This is a genomic window from Streptomyces sp. NPDC026589, assembly GCF_040638385.1.
Lineage (GTDB): Bacteria > Actinomycetota > Actinomycetes > Streptomycetales > Streptomycetaceae > Streptomyces.
The window spans coordinates 16644-38296 of record NZ_JBEZYG010000014.1 but is presented as its reverse complement, the minus strand read 5'-3'; the positions used below and the strand labels follow the sequence as shown (position 1 = coordinate 38296).

Here is a 21653-nt window from a genome sequence, read left to right as displayed (position 1 = left end):
GGGGGCCAGGGCGGCGGACGGCGATTCTGCCGTTCAGGTTCAGGACAGTCCGCTTGAAGGACCGAAATCCAGGACGGCCCCGGACGGAACCGGTCCCTCTCCCGCGTAGGTATCGCCCAGGGGTGCCGCTGGTGTGTCGTCCTCGGCGTGCGTCAGGCTGGGCCAGGGCCCGGCGAGGATCGCGTCGTCCAGGGTGATGCCCAGGTGGGCGAGTACGAGGGCCACCACTGGGGCCACCCCAGCGCCCTCGCCTTCGTGTGCGGCGAGCGCCTCGTCCACCCGATCCCACCAGGGGCCGAGCGGTTCGGACCGGCTGTGCTCCATGCCGGGCTCGAAATACTCGACGCACTCACCGTCGCGCCAGTGCTGGAAGACGTCGATTCCCTCGGTGGTCGCCACGCTGTACGTCTCAGTCCCCCTGGACAACTCCGCGAGCGATTCTTCCCGGCAGCCGATGTCGCCTTCCTCCTCGACGCAGAAGGCCCACTCACCGATCCTGCCGGCCCGCAGCAACGAGACCGTCCCGTGGTCCGATTCGCCCGAGGGCAGATCCGAGGCCGTGGCCCAGTCGAGCAGGCGCGCCCGCTCCGGATCGGCGCCGTAGCGGGCGAACACCTCCTCGGGGCCGAGGCCGTGCGTGAATGTCACGCACATCCAGGCCCTCGCCCACTCCAGCGAACCCGCGTCCGTGTCTGCTTCCATGATCTGCCTCCGTCATCCAGACCTGACGCCGTCTGTCAGGGTCGAGCATTCCGGGCTCCCCGCCGTGTGCCAAGTCCGGTCGGGCGATCCGCTTCACGTCCTCACTCCTCGCGCAGGCCCATGACCAGTTCGCGGGGCAGTCCATGGGTGTCGTGGAGGTAGTGGAAGTCCTCCTCGGTCAGCGGGCCTTGGAACCGGGGCTTGGCGAGCACCCCTCGGCCGCGCTCCAGGAGGCGGCGGAACCGGTCCTCCTCTTCGAGCAGCGTCCGGAGTACGTCGCCCGGGCGCAGGTTCTGCCGGAAGTGGGCCAGGGTGTGCTCGACCAGTTCTCGCGGCAGGTCCTCGACGCTCCGCGAGGGATCATCGCGCCACAGCACGGTGAGCACCCGTCGTACCAGGCGGCGCAGCACGTAGCCCCGCCCCGTGTTGGCCGGGCGTACGCCGTCGCCGAGCACCACGACGGCCGAGCGCAGGTGGTCGCAGACCAGGCGCAGTGACGGTTCGTCCAGCGGCCACAGGGCGGGCACCAGGCGGCGCCAGGGGGAGAAGACGTCGCAGGCGAAGACGGACGACTTGCCCTGGAGCAGGGAGGCCAGCCGCTCCAGGCCGAGGCCGGTGTCGACGTTGCGCTGGGGGAGCGGGACGAGGGAGCCGTCGCCGAGGCGGCGGTGGGTCATCGTGACGTGGTTCCACACCTCGACCCAGCGGTCGTCGCGGGTGGGCGTCGACTGCGGCGGACCTTCGCCGGTCCACAGGAAGATCTCCGAGTCGGGGCCGCAGGGGCCGACCGAGTCGTTGGGCCACCAGTTGTCCTCCACGGTGAGTTCCACGGGGACGCCGAGGCCCTGCCACAGGTCGACAGAGGCCGTGTCCGGCCCTGTCCGTCCGTCACCGGCGAAGGCGGTGGCGTGCAGCATCCCGGGATCGATGCCCAGGCCCTCGGTGAGGAACCCGTACCCCCAGTCGAGGCTGAGCGGGCCCTCGTAGTCGCCCAGCGACCAGGTGCCGAGCATCTCGAAGACCGTCAGGTGGGTGGCGTCCCCGACCTCGTCCAGATCTGTGGTGCGCAGGCAGCGCTGTACGTTCACCAGCCGCCGGCCCAGCGGGTGGGGGCGGCCCTCCAGGTACGGCGTGAGCGGGTGCATGCCGGAGGTGGTGAAGAGTACGGGGTCGCCGTCGGGCGGCAGCAGGGTCGAGCCGGTGATGCGGCGATGGCCGCGCTCCTCGTAGTACTCGACGAACGTGCTGACCAGCTGGTCCGTACGCATGGGTGGGGCTCCTTCGCGTTGCGGCGGGGAGGCACCGGAGAACGGGACCGTTCGGTCACCCGGCCGGGGCCAGGGGCGCCACGGCACTGCCGACGGACCGTTTCCGGTCGCCGGGGGGAGTGAAGGTCAGGCGGCGGCAACCGGCGAGCTGGTCGCTCGCGCGGTCGCGGTGGTGCTGAGGCCGGTGACGTTCATGCGGTCGAGCCTAACGTGGTCCTCCCGTCGGAGCACCCGGGTTTTCCAGCCCGCGTACCGGCCGACGCGATCACTCCGCGAAGGAGAGCAGCGGCGTCAGCTCGTGATCAGCCGCGGTCGCGCGAAGTCCGTGTTGTCCACCACCGCGTCCATCCTCGGCAGCGGGTCGACCTCCCTGAGGTAGAGACGTTCCGCCACCAGGTAGCGGTCGCGGTGGATCGCCTCCGCGTCCGAGCCCGCCCAGTTCCGGTCGCGTTCCGCGCCCCGGCGAACGGAGAGTTCGGCGTCCACGTCCATCCAGACGCGGAAGTCCCAGTACGTGTCGATCTCGGGCCGGAACGCGAAGACTCCGTCCACGATCAGCACCGAGTCCGGGTCGAGCGGGGCCGTCTCCGTCGCGTGGCTCTTCTGCGTCAGCGGGTCGATGAAGCACAGCGCGCAGGAGACCGCCGCCGGGTCCCGGCAGGGGTCCAGCAGCAGGCGGCGGGCCGCGTCGTAGTCGTACGCGTTGCGGTAGTAGCCCTCGCCCGACTCCCGGTCGTAGAGGTGGCGGTCCTTCCACGGGTTCTTGTAGTCGTCCAGTGTGGCCCGGAGCACCGGTCGGCCCGACTCCGCTATGCGCTCGGCCAGTTCGTGGCCGAAGCTCGTCTTCCCCGCTGCGGTGAAGCCGTCGATGCCCACGAGCAGGCGGCCCGGACCGACGGTCAGAATGCGTTCCGCGAGTGCTTCCGTCAGGGCGCTGCGATCGGCCGACGCCGGTGCCGGGCAAGGCTGTTGCCAGGTCGAGGGGGAGTGGTGGACGGATGCCGCGTCAGTGGGTCGCATCGGCTGATCCTCCCAAAGGCCCCTGGCGGGCCCTCAGGTGGGCCCGTTCGCCCTGGTGGCCGAAGAGGACCAGGAGCTCCACCGTCCGGTCGTCGTCGGGGCCCAGCCAGTGTGGCACGTGGGTGTCGAACTCGGCCGCCTCGCCCGGCTTCAGGACCAGCGTCCGTTCGCCCAGGATCAGCCGCAGCCGCCCGGCCAGCACGTACAGCCACTCGAAGCCCTCGTGGGTCCGCAGGGTCGGCTCGGTGTCCGGGCCCGGCGGGATCAGCAGCTTGTGGGCCTGGACGCCGCCGGGGCGGCTGAGCGGTACGTAGGTGAGGCCGTCACGGGTGACCGGGCGGAGATGGATGCGCGGGTCGCCGGTGCGGGGTGCGCCCACCAGTTCGTCCAGCGGCACCGCGTGGACCTCCGCCAGCGGCAGCAGCAACTCCAGCGTCGGCTTGCGCGTGCCGCCCTCCAGGCGGGACAGGGTGCTCTCGTTGATCCCGGTCCGCTCGGCCAGCTCGGCGAGGGTCATCCCGTGTCTGCGCCGCAGGTCGCGGAGGCGGGGGCCCACCGCCGCCAGGACGCCGTCCTTGGCGCTGCCGGTGTCCTTGGCGCCGCCGGTGTCCCTGGGCGTCTGTCGTACCGCGTCTTCTTCGGCTGCCATGCCCGCCAGGTTGCCGAAACGGCATGGGAGCTTGCAAGTGTGGCAGGCCGCGGCGCACCTTTCCGTCCAGCGGGGCGGCTCGTCCGGAGCGGCCTCCACGGGCATGAAGGGAACAGCCAATGGGCAACGACACCACCGGCGTCACCGACTCCGCCGCCTTCTGGGAGAACCACTACGCCGGCGTCGACGCACAGTGGGGCACCCGCCCCAACGCTGTCCTCGCCGAGGTCCTCACCGCCCTGGCCCCCGCACCGGGCGGCGGCGGACGGGCGCTGGACCTGGGGTGCGGCCACGGCGGCGACGCGCTCTGGCTCGCCTCGCTCGGCTGGGACGTCACCGCCGTCGACGTCTCGTCCACCGCCCTGGGCCGGGTCGCCGCCGGGGCCGCCGCGGCCGGGCTGACCGACCGTGTCCACCCGAGCCGGCACGACCTGGCCCGGACCTTCCCCGACGGCACCTTCGACCTGGTGACCGCCACCTATTTCCACACCCCTGTGGAGATCCCCCGCGAGCAGGTACTCCGGCGGGCCGCCGGGGCCGTCGCCCCGGGCGGCCTGCTCGTCCTGGTCGAGCACGCCTCGCTCGCCCCCTGGTCCTGGCGGGACGGCCACGAGGACGTACGCTTCCCCGCCCCCGACGACGTGCTCGCGTCCCTGCGGCTCGGCGACGGGTGGCGGGCCGAGCTGTGCCACGCGCCCCGCCGGACCGCCACCGGGCCCGGCGGTGAGACGGCGACCGTGACCGACAACGTCATCGCCGTCCGACGCGCCGATACCCGGGACTGAGCCGCCCTCGGGGGCGTGGCAGGCGGACGTCCGCCGGACCGGGTTCAGACGGGGGCGAGTTCGGCCGCCCCGAAGGAGACGCTGAACCGGGCGCACCAGATGCTCACGCCGGTGAACTCGTCGAGGTCGATGCCGGCCGGCAGGGCGTAGTTCTGGTCGCCCTTGTCGCCCTTGAGCTTGCCGAGACTCTCGTGAGCGCCGTCGTCGAACACGCTCCAGCCCGCTCTGCCTTCCTTGACCGGAGCGTCGGTGATCCAGACATGCAGGTCGGGACCGTTGCTGGTGTCCAGGCCCTCCAGACGCAGCGTGCGCGAGCCGTCGGGCAGGCGGACCACCTTGACCGTGCCCCTCGTGCGGTGTTCGTGGCTGATCAGCTCACCCGTCGCCAGCGTCTCCGGTCCCGGCGGCGCCGTGGACCGGGAGGCGCCGGGGGAAGGCGGCGCGGTCTCCGGCGGGGCGGTGGGGACGGCCAGTTCCTCACGTACGGTCTCGTCCTGCCACAGCTTCCACGGCTGGAACCAGTACAGACCCACGCTCACGGCCAGCGTGGCGGCGATCAGCGCGGCGGCGAGCACCGGCCCGCGCGATCGCGATCGCCGTCGCTTCGGGGCGTCCCGGCGCTGCGGATCGTGCGTCGTCATCATCTCGCCTCTCTTCGGGCCTGCCGGTCGTCGGGTGCGAGCCGTAACCCGGTGTGCATCGGTACGGGAAGGACGCCCGCGCGCCACTGGACCCAGTAGACGCGCCCGAACAGGGCCCACCAGGGTCTTCGTACGCCGACGACGATTCCCGGGTTGTCGCCCTCGCGGTAGTGGAACACCTCGTCCCCGACCCGTAACGCGACGGGGGCGGGCGTCCCCGACAGCGGAGTCGCGGACGCGGAAGAGAGCGCGGAAGGGGAAGAGAGCGGGGACGGGGAAGAGAGCGGGGGCGGGGACTGCGGGGAGGTGCTGCGGCAGGGGGCGTCGGCGTCGCTGGACGCGGTGAAGGGCATGTCCACCACTCTATGAACGCGAAGCGGGCATAAGGGACTTCAAGTTCTTACGAAAGCGGGACGTCGACCGCTGGACCAGGGCCGGACGCCCCGGGCGCCACCGACCGGTGCGAGGCTGGGGCCATGCAGACACCACCGCCGGACGCCGGGCCCCGCGTGCTCGTCGTGGACCTCGTCGTGGACCTCGTCGTGGACGACGGCCCGACCCTGGCCGGGGCCGTCGCGGGGCACCCGGGCCGCGCCGTCCACGAGGTCACCCGCGCCGACGACGGACCGGCGGCCCCGGCGTGCGCCGCGCGGCGCAGTCCCGGCCGGCCGGGGCGCTCCACGACGACCGAAGGCTGACGGACCCGTGCTGGACATCCTCATCATCGCCCTGCTGGCCTTCTTGGGCGCCGCGGTGGCCGGTCTGCTCGGCGCCCTGGCGCTCCGGCTCCTGCGGCACCGTTCCCTCGTGGTCACCCTCACGGTCGTCGCCGCCGTCGCGGTCCTCGCGATGCTGCTCGGAACCCTGGCCGTGGCCTGGGAGATGTTCCTGTCGCCGCACGACCTGAACGTGATCGTGATCGTCGTGGCGATGGCCGCCGTGGTCTCCCTGGCCACCGCGCTGCTGCTCGGCCGCTGGGTGGTCGCCCGCAGCCTGGCCCTGACCGAGGCGGCCCGCTCGTTCGGCGACGGCGGCAGCTTCGCCGCGCCCGCACGGGCGGCGACCGCGGAACTGATGGCGCTGACCGCGGAGTTGGAGTCCAGCAGCGCCAAGCTGGCGGAGTCGAGGGACCGTGAACGCGCCCTGGAGGCATCACGGCGGGAGCTGGTGGCCTGGATCTCGCACGACCTGCGTACGCCGCTCGCGGGTCTGCGCGCCATGTCCGAGGCCCTTGAGGACGGTGTGGCCGCCGACCCCGACCGCTATCTGCGCCAGATCCGCTCCGAGGTCGAACGCCTCGACACCCTGGTCGGCGACCTCTTCGAGCTGTCCCGCATCCACGCGGGCGCCCTCGCCCTGAGCCGCGCCCGGATCTCCGTCTACGACCTGGTCGCCGACGCCATGGCCGGGGCCGACCCGCTCGCCCGGGAGCACGGAGTGCGCCTGGTCGGCGAGGCGGTCGACAGTGTGCCGGTGGAGGTCGACAGCAAGGAGATGAGCCGCGTTCTGGGCAACCTCCTGGTGAACGCGATCCATCGCACTCCCTCCGACGGCACTGTCGCGGTGGCCGCGCGGCGCACCGACGACGGTGTCGTCCTGTCCGTCACCGACAGCTGCGGCGGTATCCCCGAGGAGGACCTGCCACGCGTCTTCGACACCGGCTGGCGCGGCAACCACGCCCGTACGCCGCCGGCGGGAGCGGGACTCGGCCTGGCCATCGTGGCGGGCATCGTCGAAGCCCACCAGGGCCGGGCCGCCGTACGCAATGTGATGGGCGGCTGCCGCTTCGAAGTCACCCTGCCCACGACGCGTGCTTAGGGCCGGCCCGGGGCCGGGTCGTTCACGAACAGGCAGAACGGATGGCCCACCGGGTCGAACAGCACCCGTACGTCGGGCTCCGGCCGGAATTCCGCAGGTGTCGCGCCCTCCGCCACCGCGTGGGCCACGCCTGCCTCCAGGTCCGTCACCTCGAAGTCCAGGTGCAGCATCATCAACTGGTCGCCGGGGGATGCGGGCCAGACCGGAGGCACGTACGCCCTCTCCGTCTGGAAGCCCAGGCCGGAGCCGCCACCCGGCGGGAGGAGCTTCACCCAGCCCGGCTCCTCCTGCACCGGCTCCCACCCCAGGAGGCGGCGGTAGAAGTCCGCCAGCTCCGCCGCGTCCGGGGCGTCGAGCACCGTGCTGGAGAGGGTCAGAGACGGTCGGGGGGTGGTCATGGTGAGCCTCCTCGCTCCGGAGATGAGTTCGAGATACGCCGGCGTGTGCTGGCGTGTGCCGGGGTCTGCCGACGTGCGCCGGGGTGCCGGGGTGTGCTGGAGTGCCGGGGTGTGCCGGTACGCCTACCCCGTACCCGAGCGTTCATCAGCCGCGAGCACCCGCGTCCGCCCCGCCCCTCTCACCCCGTGATGTCGTCGTACCCGTCGATCTCGCGCGGGTCCCGCGTCCCCGGGCCGATGTACGTCGCCGACGGGCGCACCAGGCGGCCCGTGCGCTTCTGCTCCAGGATGTGCGCCGACCAGCCGGCCGTCCGGGCACAGGTGAACATCGATGTGAACATGTGCGCCGGGACCTCCGCGAAGTCCAGCACGATCGCCGCCCAGAACTCCACGTTCGTCGCCAGGACCCGGTCGGGACGCCGTGCGTGCAGCTCCTCCAGCGCCGCCTTCTCCAGCGCCTCCGCCACCTCGAAGCGCGGGGCGGCCAGCTCGCGGGCCGTGCGGCGCAGGACGCGGGCGCGGGGGTCCTCGGCGCGGTAGACGCGGTGGCCGAAGCCCATCAGGCGTTCGCCCCGGTCCAGGGCCTGCTTCACGTACGCGCTCGCGTCGCCCGTACGCTCGATCTCCTCGATCATGCCGAGGACCCGGGACGGGGCGCCGCCGTGCAGCGGGCCCGACATCGCGCCCACCGCACCGGACAGGGCGGCCGCGACGTCCGCGCCCGTCGAGGCGATGACCCGGGCCGTGAACGTCGAGGCGTTCATGCCGTGCTCGGCCGCCGACGTCCAGTACGCGTCGACCGCCTTCACGTGCTTCGGGTCCGGCTCGCCGCGCCAGCGGATCATGAACCGCTCCACCACCGACCGCGCCTTGTCGATCTCGCTCTGCGGCACCATCGGGAGCCCCTGGCCGCGTGCCGACTGGGCGACGTAGGACAGCGCCATCACAGCCGCCCGCGCGAGGTCGTCGCGGGCGGTCGCCTCGTCGATGTCCAGCAGCGGCTTCAGACCCCAGACGGGGGCCAGCATCGCCAGCGCCGACTGCACGTCGACCCGGATGTCACCGGAGTGCACGGGGAGCGGGAACGGCTCGGCGGGCGGCAGCCCGGGGTCGAACGCCCCGTCCACCAGCAGGCCCCACACGTTTCCGAACGAGACATGGCCGACGAGATCTTCGATGTCGACCCCGCGGTAACGGAGCGAACCGCCTTCCTTGTCCGGTTCGGCGATCTCCGTTTCGAATGCGACGACTCCCTCAAGGCCGGGTACGAAGTCGGACATCAGGCGGCTCCCTCGGTTCGGCGGGCGGCGGGCGGGCGGCAGACCCGGTTCGGCGGCCGTGGCGTACGGAGTGTGCATGTACCCGAAGGCGCGTGCGTGTACCCGGGAGGCCGCCGCTGTGCGAAGACCACAGGGGCCTGCCCCAAGATATTGGCGGGTTCCCCCGGAGCGGGGAAGCGTGACATCCGGCACAGGGCTCCATTCCGGAGGTGCGTGGTTACGGGCCCTCCCCGCCGGGCACACTCAGCCGCTGCGGCAGGATGGGCCTGTGCCCACACCAGAAGATTCTTCGGGATCCCTCCCCGACGATTGCACCACCGATCCGGCGGCGATGCGCGAGCAGTACCGCTCGGAGGACTTCACCGAGCACGACCTCAGCCCCGATCCGATGGACCAGTTCGCCCGCTGGTTCCGTCAGGTCGCCGTCGGCGGGGTGCTGCACGAGCCCAACGCGATGATCGTCTCCACCGCCGCTCCGGACGGCCGCCCGTCCTCGCGCACCGTGCTCCTCAAGCAGTACGACGAGCGGGGCTTCGTCTTCTTCACGAACTACGACTCCCGCAAGGGCCGCGAGCTGGCCGCCAACCCGTATGTCTCGCTGCTGTTCCCCTGGCACCCGATGGCCCGCCAGGTCATCGTCACCGGCACCGCCCTGCGCACCTCCCGCGAGGAGACCGTGGGCTACTTCCGCACCCGCCCGCACGGCTCCCAGCTCGGCGCGTGGGCCAGCGCCCAGTCCACCGTCGTCGGCTCCCGCGAGGAGCTGATCCGCCGGTACGAGGAGCTGGCCGCCCACTACCCCGAGGGCGAGAAGGTCCCGGCCCCGCCGCACTGGGGCGGCTTCCGGGTGGTGCCCGAGACGGTCGAGTTCTGGCAGGGGCACGAGAACCGGCTGCACGACCGGCTGCGGTACGTGAGGGAGGGCGGCGACGAGCCGGGCGCCGGAAAGTGGCGCGTGGAGCGGCTCTGCCCGTGATCCCGCCGCCGTGAGCGCTTTGCGGGGGCCGGGAAACGCAGAAACCCGCAGGCTCTGGTTCCTCCGTGCACAGAGGAGCCGGCCGGACTTACCGGCGAGCCTGCGGGTCGGTGACTGCTTGGGATTGGCCGGCGTCCGGCCTGCACTGCAGAAAGAGTGCGACGACGGGCGTCAGCCCGCAGTCACCTCACGAGTCCGAGAAGAAATCACTTCTTGAACACCTCCTTTCCTGTGTGCCCACAGCCTAGGAGCGTCCCGGATCGCGGTTCAACCGATTTATCCGGTGACTTTCTCCGCGCCGGTCTTTCCCCCGGCGCCCGTGAGGCCCAGCGCTCCCCGGACCTTCCTCAGGTCGACGAACTTGAAGCCGGTGGCCTCCCGTCCGTCCTGCGCCGGGGTGGCGCTGCCGTCCTGGACGACGAGCAGGCCGCCCGGGTACCGGCTGCCGAGCGGTGCGTTCAGCACCGCCGCGCCGTCGCAGACCTCGGACCCGTCGAGCGTCGCCGAGGCCGCCGTCACGCGGAAGCCGCCCGCGTACCGGGGGAGGACCCCGTTCTCACGACCGGCCCGGTTCTCACGACCGGACCCCTTCTCGCGGTCGGTCCGGCGGGCGTACACGGCGAAGGTGTCGTCGCCCTGGCTGGAGGCCAGCAGATACCGGTCGCCGTTCCGCTCGGGGAGCAGGGTCAGCCCCTCCACGTCGGCCGAGATCCGCGTGCCGCCGAAGCCCGGGTCCTCACCGGGGGCGCACTCCTCGCTCTCCTCGTCGTACGTCCCCGGCACGCCGTACTCGCGGACCTTGTCGACCAGCACCGGCTTCCCCCGCAGGTCGGCGGGCATCCGCCAGATACCCACGTCCTCCTGGCCCGCGTAGAGCGTGCCGTCGGCCGGGTCGACCACCATCCCCTCGACCTGGGGCAGCTCGCCCGGTTCACCGCACGGCGTCCAGGAGGTGCCGTCGGGCAGCCGGAAGACGGCGGGCAGGTCGAGGCTCCGGACCTTGCGGTACGTCACGGTGCCGGACCGGGTCGGGAGCAGTTCCAGCAGCGCGACCGAGGTGCGGTTGCGCCGGCTGGCCAGGGCGTACGAGCGGCCGCTGCGGCGGTCCGTCCAGGTGGCCAGGCCGTACGCCGTCGCCTGCTCGTTGACCTCGTCCTGATCGGCGGAGAACACCCGGGGCGCGGCAGGGTCGGTGACGTCGGTCAGCGGGCCGCCCGGCCGGGACGGATCGATGCGGTGGATACGCAGCCGGTCGTGGCCGCGGTCGGAGGTGACGGCCAGGTCCGCCGGCCCGCCCCGGGACAGCCGCAGTCCGTGGACCAGGTCGACGTTGTTGAAGCGGCCCGGGGCGTCGTCGGGGCCGGGCGCGGGAGGCGCGGGGAGCGACTGCACCGGACGGGCGTCCAGACCGTAGACCCGCAGCCCGCCCTCCTTGGCGGTGGCGATCACCAGGCTGTCGTCCGGAGAGGCGGGATTGCGCCAGATCGCGGGGTCGTCCGCGTTGGCGTTGCCGCCCTGCTCGTCGTCGTACAGCGTGGGGGTCTCGGCGCGCGGGGTGACGGCGGGCAGCGGCCCGGGGCCGCCCTGCCGGGCGGCCGGAACCAAGGGCGCTGCCGGAACCAAGGGCGCGGCGGGCACCGAGGGCGCGGCGGGTGCGGGCGCGGCGGCGATGAGTGTCGCGAGCGCGGCGCAGACGACTAGGGCGGTCGTCGTCGTCGCTGTCGCTGTCGCCGTCGGGCGTGCGGTGCGGAAGGGCGTCACGGAGGGGCTCCTTGCGGTCGAGGGTCGGAGGAGCGGGGCTGGGAGCGGCAGAGCGGGCGGGAGGGGCTGTGCGGGCCTGGAGCGGCCGGGTCCCCGGCGTGCCGGGGCGGCCCGGGGTGACCCGAGACGTGCGAAGACGACCCGAGGGCGGGCGCGAGACCGAAGGCGGGTGCGAGACCGAAGGCGGGTGCGAGAGCGAGGGCGAGGGCGACCCAAGGATGGGCGGGGCCGGTGGACTCCGTGTGACGTCGTCACCACGCACCGCCGTGGTGCCGGTGAACTCCCCGCGCAGGAGGGATCGACGGGGCCCGGCCGTGCTCGCTCGCGGTGTAGCGCGAAAGCGATGGGAAGCGAGGGGAGCCCACCGGTGGGGAAACGATTTTCGGCGAAGTTGATGTGCGCTGGGTCACGTTCGAGTTGAATGGTCTGACGTGCGGCAATACACGCGGCGACGCGTGGGAGAACGGCCGACACGTGTCGCGGGGGGTGTGGAGTGGGTGCTTTCAGCAGCAGCGGGACCACCGACGAGCTCGGGCCGGACGAGGATCCCGGCGGCGGGCCCCCCGGGCGCTCCGCGGACCCCGGGTCCCCGGCGGGAGAGGGCGGCGCACCCGGTGAGCCTCCCGGGTCCGAACTGCTGGCGGCGTTGCTCGACGGCATGGACGCCGCGCTCTGCGCGTTCGACGCGGCCGGCACGGTCACCCACTGGAACCGCGAGGCCGAACGCGTCCTCGGCTGGACGGCGCACGAGGCCGTGGGACGCAACGGCTTCGCGGGCTGGGCGGTGCGCAGGTCCGACGCGGACGAGGTGCGGGCGCGGCTGATGTCGGCCATGGACGCGCCGGGGCGGCAGGTGCACGAGTTCGCGCTGCTGCGCAAGGACGGAGGCCGGGTGCTGGTGCGGACCCAGTCCGCCGGGGTGCGCGGCGCGGACGGGAAGCCGGCCGGGGTCTACTGCGCGTTCAGCGAGGTGCACGCCCAGATCGACCTGGAGCGGGCCATCGCGCTGAGCGAGGCGCTGCTGGAGGACGTGTCCTGGGGCGTGGTCCTGGTCGACGTCGACCTGCGTCCGACGGTCGTCAACGCGTACGCGGCCCGTGCGCTCGGCGGGGGCCGCAGCACTCTCCTCGGCCGTCCGCTCGGCGAACTGGTGGTCCAGGGCGTCGAGGAGCTGGAGGCGGCCCTGCACCATGTGCTCGCCGAAGGCGCTCCGACCGCCCCGGCCGAGCTGTGGGTGACCCTGCGGACGGCGGAGGGCGAACGGCGCCGGTGCTGGCGCAGCGGGTTCCTGCGGCTTGCCTCGCCGCTGACGGAGGAACCGGTCCCGCTCGGGGTGGGGTGGCTGTTCCGGGACGTCACCGCCGCGAAGCTCGCGGAGCAGGAGGCCGACCGGCTGCGGTTCCGGACGAGCCAGCTGCACCGGGCCGCCCGTACGGCCTCCGAGTGCGAGGACCCGATGGAGGCGGCGACCGCCCTGCTGGACTTCGCGCTCGCCGGGTTCGCCGACCACGTCCTGGTCGACCTGGTGGCGGGCGATCCGACGCCGGGCGATCCGACGCCGGGCGATCCGGCGGCGGGCGGACGCCTGGTGCGTACCGCGGGGACCCCCTCGGACGGGCCCGGCCCGTGTCTGCTGGTCGCGGGCGGCTCGATCCCCGTCCGCTACGGCCCCGGGCACCCGGCCCTCCAGGCCGTCGAGCGCACCGGCTCGGTCCGTACGAGCGCGGGCGCCGGGGCCTCGGGAGGGCCGGCGTGGGCGACCGAGCGCCGCTGGCCCGGGGACGCGGCCCACGCCCTGTGCACCGTGCTCCGGAGCCGGGGGCGGACGCTGGGCGCGCTGACGTTCCTGCGCGCGGCGAACCGGGCCGCCTTCGAGCGCCCCGACGCGGCGTACGCGGAGACGGTGGCGGCCCGGGTCGCGGGAGCGGTCGACCTGGCGCGGGCGGTGCGGCGACGGCCCTGAGGGGCCCGAACCCTCCGCGCCCCTCAGGGCACCGACGGCCGTGCGGGCCGGGAGCCCGTGGTCTCGCCCTGGTCTTTTCCGCGCACGAGAAGGGAACCTCTCGGCCGCCGGGTGAGTGACCCCTCCCGCCTACCTGGACGACGTGTCCGTGCGGAAGGCCCGCGAGGGCGGTACCTCCTGCCCGGCGGGTACGCCCGGACGGCCGGCGCTCAGTGGCGGTAGAAGATCCGGTCCCGGTACTCCGTCATGACCCGGCCGTTCCACTCGTGGCCGCCGTCGACGTTGCCCGAGCGCAGCATCGGCGGCTCGACGCCCCGGGCCACCAGCTGCTCGACGGCGGCGGCCAGCATCGCCTGCATGATCGCGCTGGTCACCACCGTCGAGGCGGGGGCGAAGGGGGCGTCGACGCCGGGGGCCGTCAGCTCCGCGTCGCCGATCGCGATCTTGCTGTCCAGGACGATGTCGCAGTGGTCGCGCAGGAAGCCGCCCGAGGCGTGCCGGGAGCGGGTGCTCTCCGCGTACGCGACCGAAGTGAGGCCGATGACCTTCAGTCCGAGAGCGCGGGCGTTCTGCGCCATCTCGACCGGCAGGGCGTTGCGCCCGGACAGCGAGACGATCACCAGGAGGTCCCCGGCGGTGGCGGGGCTGGAGTCCAGGACGGCCGAGGCGAGCCCGTCGACCCGCTCCAGCGCCGAGCCGAGCGTGGCGGGCATGACGTCCACGCCGACCACGCCGGGCACGGTGAGCAGGTTCATCAGCGCCAGGCCGCCCGCGCGGTAGACGACGTCCTGGGCGGCCAGTGAGGAGTGGCCCGCGCCGAAGGCGAAGAGCCTGCCGCCGGACTCGACGGTGTCCGCGACGGCCGCGCCGGCGGCGGCGATGCTGTCCGCCTCCTCGTCCCGCACCCGCGTCAGCAGGCCGATCGCCGCATCGAAGAACTGACCGGCCAGCTTGCTGTCGCTCATCGGGGGAGCCCTTTCGACGGGGGGTGGGGCGGTGCGGGAATGCCGGTGCCGCCGATCACGTTGCGGTCTGGACCAGTGGACTGTCAATAGCGCCTTGTGACCCCGGCCGCACGCACTTCCCCCCGTCTTCCACCGGGGCGGCACGGTTGTCGGCGGTATGCGTCAGAATTGGTGCAGGGCCATCGCACGACGTTTTCTAGTCACAGCATCGAGGGGCACGTATGTCCGGACTGATCGACACCACGGAGATGTATCTCCGCACCATCCTCGAACTGGAAGAGGAAGGCGTGGTCCCCATGCGCGCCCGCATCGCCGAACGGCTGGACCAGAGCGGTCCGACCGTCAGCCAGACGGTGGCCCGCATGGAGCGCGACGGACTGGTCCAGGTCGCGGGGGACCGCCATCTGGAGCTGACCGAGGAGGGCCGCCGCCTCGCCACCCGCGTCATGCGCAAGCACCGGCTCGCCGAGTGTCTGCTCGTGGACGTCATCGGCCTGGAGTGGGAGCAGGTCCACGCCGAGGCCTGCCGCTGGGAGCACGTGATGAGCGAGGCGGTGGAGCGGCGGGTGCTGGAGCTGCTGCGTCACCCGACGGAGTCGCCGTACGGGAATCCCATCCCGGGCCTGGAGGAGCTGGGCGAGAAGGCCGGGGCCGACCCGTTCCTGGACGACTCCATGGTGAGCCTGGCCGAGCTCGACCCGGGCACGGAGGGCAAGACCGTGGTCGTGCGCCGGATCGGGGAGCCGATCCAGACCGACGCCCAGCTGATGTACACGCTGCGCAGGGCCGGGGTGCAGCCCGGGTCCGTCGTCAGCGTGACGGAGTCGCCCGGCGGGGTGCTGGTCGGCTCCAGCGGGGAGGCGGCCGAGCTCGACTCCGAGGTCGCCTCGCACGTCTTCGTCGCCAAGCGCTGACCCGACTGCCGCCCGGTGCTGACGCCTTCGGCGACCGGTATCGGCCCGGTGGCCGGCCGTGCGTCGGCCGCGGCAACACAACCGTGATGTGCGCTCGCCGATTTCCGTCCGGAATGCCAGCGGCCGGACGCGTCGCATGCCAGGCTGAGGCCAGGCAGAGGACCTGAGGGTGTCGGCCGGCTCCGGCCGGCACGGTCGGGGAGGGAGCAGGGAATGCGCCCGTCGTACCAACACGCGCACCGCACGGTGCCCGGCGCGCTTCTCGACGCCCTGAGGAATGTCCTGAGCAATGCCCTGACCCCGGCAGGTGCGGGGCCGTTCGCGCCGCGGCCTGCCATCGTTGTCGAGGGTGTCGGGCCGGGTGCCCGGACAGGGGGCGGCCCCGGCGCCCGAAGGCGCCGGGGCCGTTCCTCCCCTGTGCTGACCCGGAGCCCCGAGCTCTCAAGGTCAGTTCCCGCGGGCCCCTGTCCCCGAGCGGCCCGCCTCCCGCTGAAGATCTCCCCAGGCCGGTCGGCATCAATCCTTGACCGGTGTCACTCGAACGTGGGGTCTTCGGTGGCGGAACTCGTTTTCGAATAAGTGTTCGATAGTCTGGCGGGGTGCGACCACACGGTGATCGAGGACCAGAAGGGGGTGCCAGGACTATGGTGCGGCGCATCGATGTGACCGGAACCGACGGCGTACGCCTCGCGGCATGGGAGTTCGCCGATCCGCCCAAGGGGCGCGCGGAGGCGGACACCGCGCCCGGGGTCTTACTGCTGCACGGGCTGATGGGCCGGGCCTCGCACTGGGCCCCGACCGCCCGCTGGCTGGCCGAACGGCACCGCGCGGTCGGCCTCGATCAGCGGGGCCACGGCCGCAGCGACAAGCCCGCCGACGGGCCCTACAGCCGCGACGCCTACGTCTCCGACGCCGAGGCCGCGATCGAACAGCTCGGTCTCGGCCCCGTCACCGTCGTCGGCCACGCCATGGGAGCGCTCACGGGCTGGCAGCTCGCAGCCAAGCGCCCCGACCTCGTCCGCGCCCTCGTCGTCTGCGACATGCGGGCCTCTGCCCTCGGGGCGGCCTCCCAGCGCGAGTGGAGCGACTGGTTCGACTCCTGGCCGCTGCCCTTCGCCACCCTCGCCGACGTACGGAAGTGGTTCGGCGAGGACGACCCCTGGGTGGAGCGGCCGAACCCCTCCCGCGGCGAGTTCTACGCGGAGGTGATGGCCGAGCGGGAAGACGGCTGGCGCCCCGTCTTCTCCCGCCACCAGATGCTCCGCACCCGCGCCACCTGGGTCTTCGACGCCCACTGGGAGGAGCTGGCCCAGGTCCAGTGCCCCGCCCTGGTGCTGCGCGGCCTCGACGGGGAGCTGGGCCGCGCCGAGGCCCAGGAGATGGTCCGGGTCCTGCCCCGCGGCCAGTACGCGGAAGTGGTGGACGCGGGCCACCTCGTCCACTACGACCAGCCGGAGGGCTGGCGGGCCGCGGTCGAACCCTTCCTGGAACAGGTCGCCGAGGACAACCGGGACGACCGCGAACCGGTCTCCCCGTAGCCGTAGCCGTAGCCGTAGCCGCCGTAGCCGAAGTCGTCGGCGGCTCAGCCCTTGCTGACCGCCGCCAGGATCTCCGGCAGCCGGGCCGCCGTGCGCCGCGCGGCGATCCGCAGCCCCGCCCACCCGACGAGCGCCCCGTACGCGAGCCCGCCCGGCACCAGGAGCCACAGCGCGTTGTGGCGGCCCGTGACGTGCATCCAGATGGTCGGCACGATCACCGGCGCGGCCAGCAGCGCGGCGGCCACCATGCCGCCGAGGATCGAGATCCAGGCCAGGCCGCCCTGCCCCGGCGCCACGTTCTTGAACGCGCCCTCCTGCGGAATCGAGTACGGGAACAGCGCCGAGGCCACCGCGCCCGTCGCCAGCATCGAGCCCAGCAGCGCGAACGACAGGCCGAGCGCCCCCGGCAGCGCCTGCCAGTCACCGATCACCGCCGCCGTCACCGCGCAGACGATCAGCGTGAACGGCAGGGTGAGCAGCAGCAGGACCAGCGCCCGCGCCCGCAGTTCGACGTACGCGTCCCGGGGCGAGGAGATCGTCAGCGCCACCATCCAGAAGGCCGAGGTGTCCTGGCCGAACTGGTTGTACATCTGCATGCCGAGCATCCCGGCCGCGAAGCAGGCGAAGTAGACCGAGCCGGTGCCCTGGACCGCGTTGAGCAGCGGCACGATCGCCCCGACCGCCAGCGCCGTCACCCAGGCCGCCTTGGTCTTCGGGTCCCGGGCCACGTACCGCAGGCCGCGCTGCATCACCGTCGCGGTGCGGCCCTCCGGCAACAGCGCCGACAGACCGCCCCGGCCGGACTCCTCACGGGCCGGCTCCGCCGCCGCCAGGGTCGAACCGTCCGGCGAGGTCATCAGCCTCACCAGGGTCCGCCGCCACATCCACATCAGCGCCGCCAGGGCCGCCGCCGTGATCAGGAGCTGGGCGAGGGCGACCCCGTACGCGCCGTCCGAGGCCGCGTCCACCGACGCCACGGCGGAGGCGCCGGGCAGCCAGCGGACCACGTCGCCCGCCGGTTCCAGCGCGGACAGCCCGCCGGCCCGACCGAGCCGCTGCGCGCCGAAGTTGACGAACTGGATGCCCACCGCGATCACCAGCCCGCTGAGCACCGCGAGGTCGCGGCCCTTGCGGGAGTTCAGCAGCCGGACGTTGGCCGTGGCCACCGCCCGGGACAGCGCCACGCAGAGCAGCATCGTCAGCGGGACCGCGAGCACCGCGAACACCGCGCCCGCCGCCCCGTGCGCCGACGCGATGACCGAACCGACCACCAGGCACAGGGTGAACAGCGGGCCGATGCCGATCATCGAGGACACCAGCAGGGCCCGGATCAGCGGCTCCGGCCGCAGCGGCAGCATCACCAGCCGGGTCGGGTCGAGGGTGTCGTCACCGCTGGGGAAGAACAGCGGCAGCACCGCCCAGCCGAGCGCCACGACACCGGTCAGCAGCACCACGACGGTGCCCGCGTGTTCGTTGCCGCGCAGCAGCACCAGGCCGAGCACCTGACCCGCGGCGAGCAGCAGCGTGAAGACCAGGGAGGTGATGAACACCGCCTTGCGCCCGGAGGACTGCCGCAGTCCGTTGCGCAGCAGCGTCAGCTTGAGCCGGACGAAGATCGGGGTCAGGCCCGTCACCGGCGCCGCGGGGGCGGCCGAAGTGACCGGGGCGTCCAGCACGCTCATCGGGAGCCGCCCAGCCAGTCGAGGGAGTCGCCGGCGTCCCGGCCGCCCGCGCCGACCAGTTCGAGGAAGGCGCTCTGCAACGAAGGGGCGTCGCCGCGCACCTCGGCCAGGGTGCCCTGCGCCTTGATCCGGCCCGCCGCCATCACGGCGACCCAGTCGCACAGCGACTCGACCAGCTCCATCACATGGCTGGAGAAGACCACGGTCGCCCCGGACCGGGTGTAGCGCTCCAGCACCCCCCGGATGGTCTGCGCCGAGACCGGGTCGACGCCCTCGAACGGTTCGTCCAGGAAGAGCACTTCGGGGTTGTGGAGCAGCGCCGCCGCGAGCCCGATCTTCTTCCGCATGCCGGTCGAGTAGTCCACGACCAGCTTGTGCTGCGAGCCCGCGAGATCCAGCACGTCCAGCAACTGGGTGGCCCGCTTGTCCACCTCGTCCCCCGGCAGGCCACGCAACCGCCCGTTGTAGGCAAGCAGTTCACGCCCCGAGAGCCGCTCGAACAGCCGCAGCCCCTCCGGCAGCACCCCGATCCGGGACTTCACCTCGACCGGGTCCGTCCACACGTCGTGGCCCGCGACCTCGATCTTCCCCATGTCGGGCCGCAGCAGCCCGGTGACCATCGAGAGCGTCGTCGTCTTGCCCGCCCCGTTGGGCCCCACCAGGCCGACGAACTTCCCCGCTGGCAGCTCCAGATCGATCCCCGCGACGGCGACCTGATCCCCGAACCGCTTCCACAGCCCCTGTACGCGGACGGCGGGCCGCGCCTCCTGGGCACCGCCCGCCGGCAAGTCCTTCGCCGCGTCTGTCTCCACGCCTGTCTTCGTACGTGCATCTGCCCGTTCCGGCATGGCACAGCCTTTCGATATCCCCATAGATGGGGACCACCCTACGAAAGGCCTGACCGGAGCCCCTGGAGACGCCGTCCGGGCGCTCTACGGAACGCGCGTACGGGCGTCGGCCGCCTCCCGTGCGCAGGCGTACGCCAGCGGGCTGATCAGCTCGGCCACATCGGGCAGCCAGCGGTTGGCGTGAGTGGGCCTCCGGGCCCACTGCACGGCCCCCCGGGCGCCGACCCGGGTGGGCGGCGCGGCGACGTAGTGGCCCTCGCCGAGGCCGGTCAGATCGATCGCCTCGGCGTTCCAGCCGAGCCCGCGCACCAGCTCGGAGGTCTTGGCGGCGGCGCCCGGCAGCACGAGGAACAGCATCCGGCGGTCGGGCGTGCGGGTGACCGGGCCCAGCGTCAGGTCCATCCGCTCCATCCGGGCCAGCGCCAGGAAGCCGGCGGACTCCGGGACCTCCAGCGCGTCGAAGGCCCGGCCGGTCGGCAGCAGCACCGAGGCGCGGGGCTGCCTGCTCCACATGCGCCGGGCGGCGGCCCCGCTGCCGGTCGCCCGGCCCGCCCAGTCGGGCCGGTCCGCGTGGGCCCCCGGCAGGGCGCAGCCGGCGTCGCCGCACGAACACCGCTCCCCGCCGCCCACCGCCTCCAGCCAGGCGCCGGGGAACACGTCCCAATGACGCTCTTCCGCATACCGCACCGCGGCGTCGAGCAGGGGCTCACCCCGCTGCTGAGGGACCTGTGCGGCTTCCGTGACTCCGATGGGCTCTTCCACGCCGTGCACAACTCCGGCCATCACCTGGGGTTACGGCCTCCCCTGAACCGGGGCCCGGCGCATCGAACCCGCACGCGGGGCGCATCGGTGCACGAGTGGGGGCGCGCGTGAGGCGTCGCACCGAAGGGCGGGTAACCACCTCCAGGACCGCCGCCCAGGGCCGCTCGCGGACCTCCGCGACGGAGCAACGCGCCATGGCCGTACCGAATGCCGATGGAATATGCGCATTTCTTGCGTATGTGACGGGCAGTGATCCCTTCCACCGATCACTGCACATAACCGATGCTTCAGGGGGACATATGGCTGCAAGGCCTCTCGTAGCCCGCCAGCCCAACGAACGGCTCCAGACGCTCATCCAGGAAGCCGCCTGTTCCAACGCGGGCCTCGCGCGCCGCGTGAACATGGTCGGGGCCGAGCGGGGTCTCGATCTGCGCTACGACAAGACCTCCGTGGCCCGTTGGCTGCGGGGGCAGCAGCCCCGGGGCCGGGCCCCGGGGATCATCGCCGAGGCGCTCGGCCGCAAGCTCGGCCGTACGGTCACGATCGACGAGATCGGCATGGCCAACGGCAAGAACCTGGCCTCCGGCGTCGGCCTCCAGTACGCGCCGACCGTCGCCGGGGCCGTGGAGCAGGTCTGCGAGCTGTGGCGCAGCGACGTGGGCCGGCGCGATCTGCTCGCCGGGTCGGCGGTCGCCGCGTCCGCGCTGGTCGAACCGAGCCGGGACTGGCTGATCTCCGGCCCGGACGTCCAGGTCGAGCGGACGGCGGGGGCCCGGGTCGGGATGTCCGACGTCGAGGCGGTGCGGGCGATGACCGCCGCGCTGACCGACCTCGACCACCGCTTCGGCAGCGGCCATGTGCGGCCGGTGCTCGTGCACTACCTCAACAGCGTGGTCTCCGGCCTGCTTTCGGGGGCGTACCGCGAACAGGTGGGGCGGCAGCTGTTCGGCGCGGTGGCCCGGCTCGCCGAGCTCGGCGGCTACATGGCGGTCGACACCGGCCAGCCCGGCCTCGCCCAGCGCTACTACATCCAGGCGCTCCGGCTCGCGCAGGCGGCGGGCGACCGGGCGTACGGCGGCTATGTGCTCGCCGCGTCGATGAGCCATCTCGCCGCCCAGCTCGGCAACCCCCGCGAGATCGCCCAACTGGCCCGCGCCGCGCAGGAAGGGGCCCGGGGGCACGTCACGCCCCGCGCCCAGGCGATGTTCTACGCGGCGGAGGCCCGGGGGCACGCGCTGCTCGGGGACGCCAGGACCTGCCACGCGGTGTCGGGTCGGGCGGTCGCCGCGCTGGAGCAGGCGAGCCCGGAGTCGGGCGACGACCCGGGCTGGATCGCGCACTTCGACGCGGGCTACCTCGCGGACGAACTGGCCCACTGCCACCGGGACCTGGGGCAGCCGGAGCAGGCGGCCCGGCGGGCGAAGGAGGCGCTGGCCGCGCTGCCGGAGACCCGGGCCAGGCGCCGGGGCATCGCGCTGGTGCTGCTGGCCTCGGCCCAGGTGCAGCAGCGGGAGGTGGAGCGGGCGTGCCACACGGGCACCCGGGCGATGGAGCTGCTGTCGACGGTGCGCTCCAGCCGGGGCGCCGAATATCTCGACGACCTCCAGCAGCGGCTCGTGCCCTACGGGGAGGAGCCCGCGGTGCGGGAGTTCGGCGAGCGGCTGGAGCTCCAGGCGGCTTGAG

General features: G+C 73.0%; 21 protein-coding genes. 8 read left to right on the top strand and 13 right to left on the bottom strand.

What is annotated here, in order from left to right:
- Nucleotides 1-39 precede the first annotated feature (39 nt).
- From AB0F29_RS23690 to AB0F29_RS23675, 4 genes are all read right to left on the bottom strand, one after another.
- A complete protein-coding gene (locus AB0F29_RS23690; RefSeq protein ID WP_361875173.1) occupies nt 40-702 on the bottom strand; it encodes a DUF6461 domain-containing protein in 663 nt (220 codons plus the stop codon).
- A 101-nt stretch (nt 703-803) separates the two neighbouring features.
- Complete coding sequence (locus AB0F29_RS23685; RefSeq protein ID WP_361875170.1) at nt 804-1970, bottom strand: alanine--tRNA ligase-related protein; 1167 nt, start codon at nt 1968-1970, stop codon at nt 804-806.
- Nucleotides 1971-2261: 291 nt separating this feature from the next.
- Nucleotides 2262-2990, bottom strand: a complete 729-nt coding sequence (locus tag AB0F29_RS23680) for a uridine kinase (protein ID WP_361875167.1) — start codon at nt 2988-2990, stop codon at nt 2262-2264.
- Nucleotides 2977-3639 carry an XRE family transcriptional regulator gene (locus AB0F29_RS23675; RefSeq protein WP_361875164.1) on the bottom strand — a complete coding sequence of 221 codons (663 nt, stop codon included), beginning with the start codon at nt 3637-3639 and terminating at the stop codon, nt 2977-2979. The genes AB0F29_RS23680 and AB0F29_RS23675 overlap by 14 nt, the downstream gene beginning before the upstream one ends.
- Before the next feature lie 119 nt (nt 3640-3758).
- On the opposite strand from AB0F29_RS23675, the gene AB0F29_RS23670 reads away from it, so the two are divergent.
- Nucleotides 3759-4424 carry a methyltransferase domain-containing protein gene (locus AB0F29_RS23670; RefSeq protein WP_361875161.1) on the top strand — a complete coding sequence of 222 codons (666 nt, stop codon included), beginning with the start codon at nt 3759-3761 and terminating at the stop codon, nt 4422-4424.
- Nucleotides 4425-4468: 44 nt separating this feature from the next.
- On the opposite strand, the gene AB0F29_RS23665 is transcribed toward AB0F29_RS23670, so the two are convergent.
- Together AB0F29_RS23665 and AB0F29_RS23660 are read right to left on the bottom strand one after the other, a co-directional pair.
- Entirely contained in the window at nt 4469-5065 is a 597-nt protein-coding gene (locus AB0F29_RS23665) for a DM13 domain-containing protein (RefSeq protein WP_361875764.1), read from the bottom strand.
- Complete coding sequence (locus tag AB0F29_RS23660) at nt 5065-5418, bottom strand: hypothetical protein (RefSeq protein WP_361875158.1); 354 nt, start codon at nt 5416-5418, stop codon at nt 5065-5067. The genes AB0F29_RS23665 and AB0F29_RS23660 overlap by 1 nt, the downstream gene beginning before the upstream one ends.
- Nucleotides 5419-5541: 123 nt before the next feature.
- On the opposite strand from AB0F29_RS23660, the gene AB0F29_RS23655 reads away from it, so the two are divergent.
- Nucleotides 5542-5763 carry a hypothetical protein gene (locus AB0F29_RS23655; RefSeq protein ID WP_361875155.1) on the top strand — a complete coding sequence of 74 codons (222 nt, stop codon included), beginning with the start codon at nt 5542-5544 and terminating at the stop codon, nt 5761-5763.
- A 7-nt stretch (nt 5764-5770) separates the two neighbouring features.
- A complete protein-coding gene (locus tag AB0F29_RS23650; protein WP_361875152.1) occupies nt 5771-6883 on the top strand; it encodes a HAMP domain-containing sensor histidine kinase in 1113 nt (370 codons plus the stop codon).
- Here AB0F29_RS23650 and AB0F29_RS23645 read toward each other — a convergent pair.
- Nucleotides 6880-7281: a VOC family protein gene (locus AB0F29_RS23645; RefSeq protein WP_361875149.1), complete on the bottom strand. Its 402-nt coding sequence runs from the start codon at nt 7279-7281 to the stop codon at nt 6880-6882. The two genes, AB0F29_RS23650 and AB0F29_RS23645, sit on opposite strands and share 4 nt — an antisense overlap.
- A gap of 179 nt (nt 7282-7460) precedes the next feature.
- Nucleotides 7461-8561 (bottom strand): citrate synthase 2, encoded by a 1101-nt coding sequence (locus tag AB0F29_RS23640; protein ID WP_361875146.1) that lies wholly within the window; start codon nt 8559-8561, stop codon nt 7461-7463.
- Nucleotides 8562-8892: 331 nt separating this feature from the next.
- Between AB0F29_RS23640 and pdxH the strand changes: the two genes are divergently transcribed.
- Complete coding sequence (gene pdxH, locus AB0F29_RS23635; RefSeq protein WP_361875761.1) at nt 8893-9537, top strand: pyridoxamine 5'-phosphate oxidase; 645 nt, start codon at nt 8893-8895, stop codon at nt 9535-9537.
- Between the two features lie 276 nt (nt 9538-9813).
- On the opposite strand, the gene AB0F29_RS23630 is transcribed toward pdxH, so the two are convergent.
- Entirely contained in the window at nt 9814-11298 is a 1485-nt protein-coding gene (locus AB0F29_RS23630; RefSeq protein WP_361875144.1) for a phytase, read from the bottom strand.
- 493 nt (nt 11299-11791) lie between these two features.
- On the opposite strand from AB0F29_RS23630, the gene AB0F29_RS23625 reads away from it, so the two are divergent.
- Nucleotides 11792-13261, top strand: coding sequence for a PAS domain S-box protein (locus AB0F29_RS23625; protein WP_361875141.1), 1470 nt, complete (start codon nt 11792-11794; stop codon nt 13259-13261).
- A 209-nt stretch (nt 13262-13470) separates the two neighbouring features.
- Here AB0F29_RS23625 and AB0F29_RS23620 read toward each other — a convergent pair whose 3' ends face one another.
- Nucleotides 13471-14226 (bottom strand): SIS domain-containing protein, encoded by a 756-nt coding sequence (locus AB0F29_RS23620; protein ID WP_007454120.1) that lies wholly within the window; start codon nt 14224-14226, stop codon nt 13471-13473.
- Between the two features lie 221 nt (nt 14227-14447).
- Here AB0F29_RS23620 and AB0F29_RS23615 point away from each other — a divergent pair, with 221 nt between their 5' ends.
- Entirely contained in the window at nt 14448-15140 is a 693-nt protein-coding gene (locus tag AB0F29_RS23615) for a metal-dependent transcriptional regulator (protein ID WP_361875138.1), read from the top strand.
- 644 nt (nt 15141-15784) lie between these two features.
- The gene (locus tag AB0F29_RS23610; RefSeq protein WP_361875136.1) at nt 15785-16678 is read left to right on the top strand and encodes an alpha/beta hydrolase; all 894 of its coding nucleotides are present in this window, start codon (nt 15785-15787) and stop codon (nt 16676-16678) included.
- Nucleotides 16679-16722: 44 nt separating this feature from the next.
- On the opposite strand, the gene AB0F29_RS23605 is transcribed toward AB0F29_RS23610, so the two are convergent.
- The 3 genes from AB0F29_RS23605 to AB0F29_RS23595 all read right to left on the bottom strand — a co-directional run bounded on the left by AB0F29_RS23605 (nt 16723) and on the right by AB0F29_RS23595 (nt 19979).
- Complete coding sequence (locus tag AB0F29_RS23605) at nt 16723-18360, bottom strand: transporter (protein ID WP_361875133.1); 1638 nt, start codon at nt 18358-18360, stop codon at nt 16723-16725.
- Nucleotides 18357-19208, bottom strand: a complete 852-nt coding sequence (locus tag AB0F29_RS23600; RefSeq protein WP_361875130.1) for an ABC transporter ATP-binding protein — start codon at nt 19206-19208, stop codon at nt 18357-18359. Before AB0F29_RS23600 ends, AB0F29_RS23605 begins: the two co-directional genes overlap by 4 nt.
- Nucleotides 19209-19292: 84 nt before the next feature.
- Entirely contained in the window at nt 19293-19979 is a 687-nt protein-coding gene (locus AB0F29_RS23595; protein ID WP_361875758.1) for a bifunctional DNA primase/polymerase, read from the bottom strand.
- A gap of 290 nt (nt 19980-20269) precedes the next feature.
- Here AB0F29_RS23595 and AB0F29_RS23590 point away from each other — a divergent pair, with 290 nt between their 5' ends.
- Nucleotides 20270-21652 (top strand): transcriptional regulator, encoded by a 1383-nt coding sequence (locus tag AB0F29_RS23590; RefSeq protein ID WP_361875127.1) that lies wholly within the window; start codon nt 20270-20272, stop codon nt 21650-21652.
- The last annotated feature ends 1 nt before the right edge of the window (nt 21653 follow it).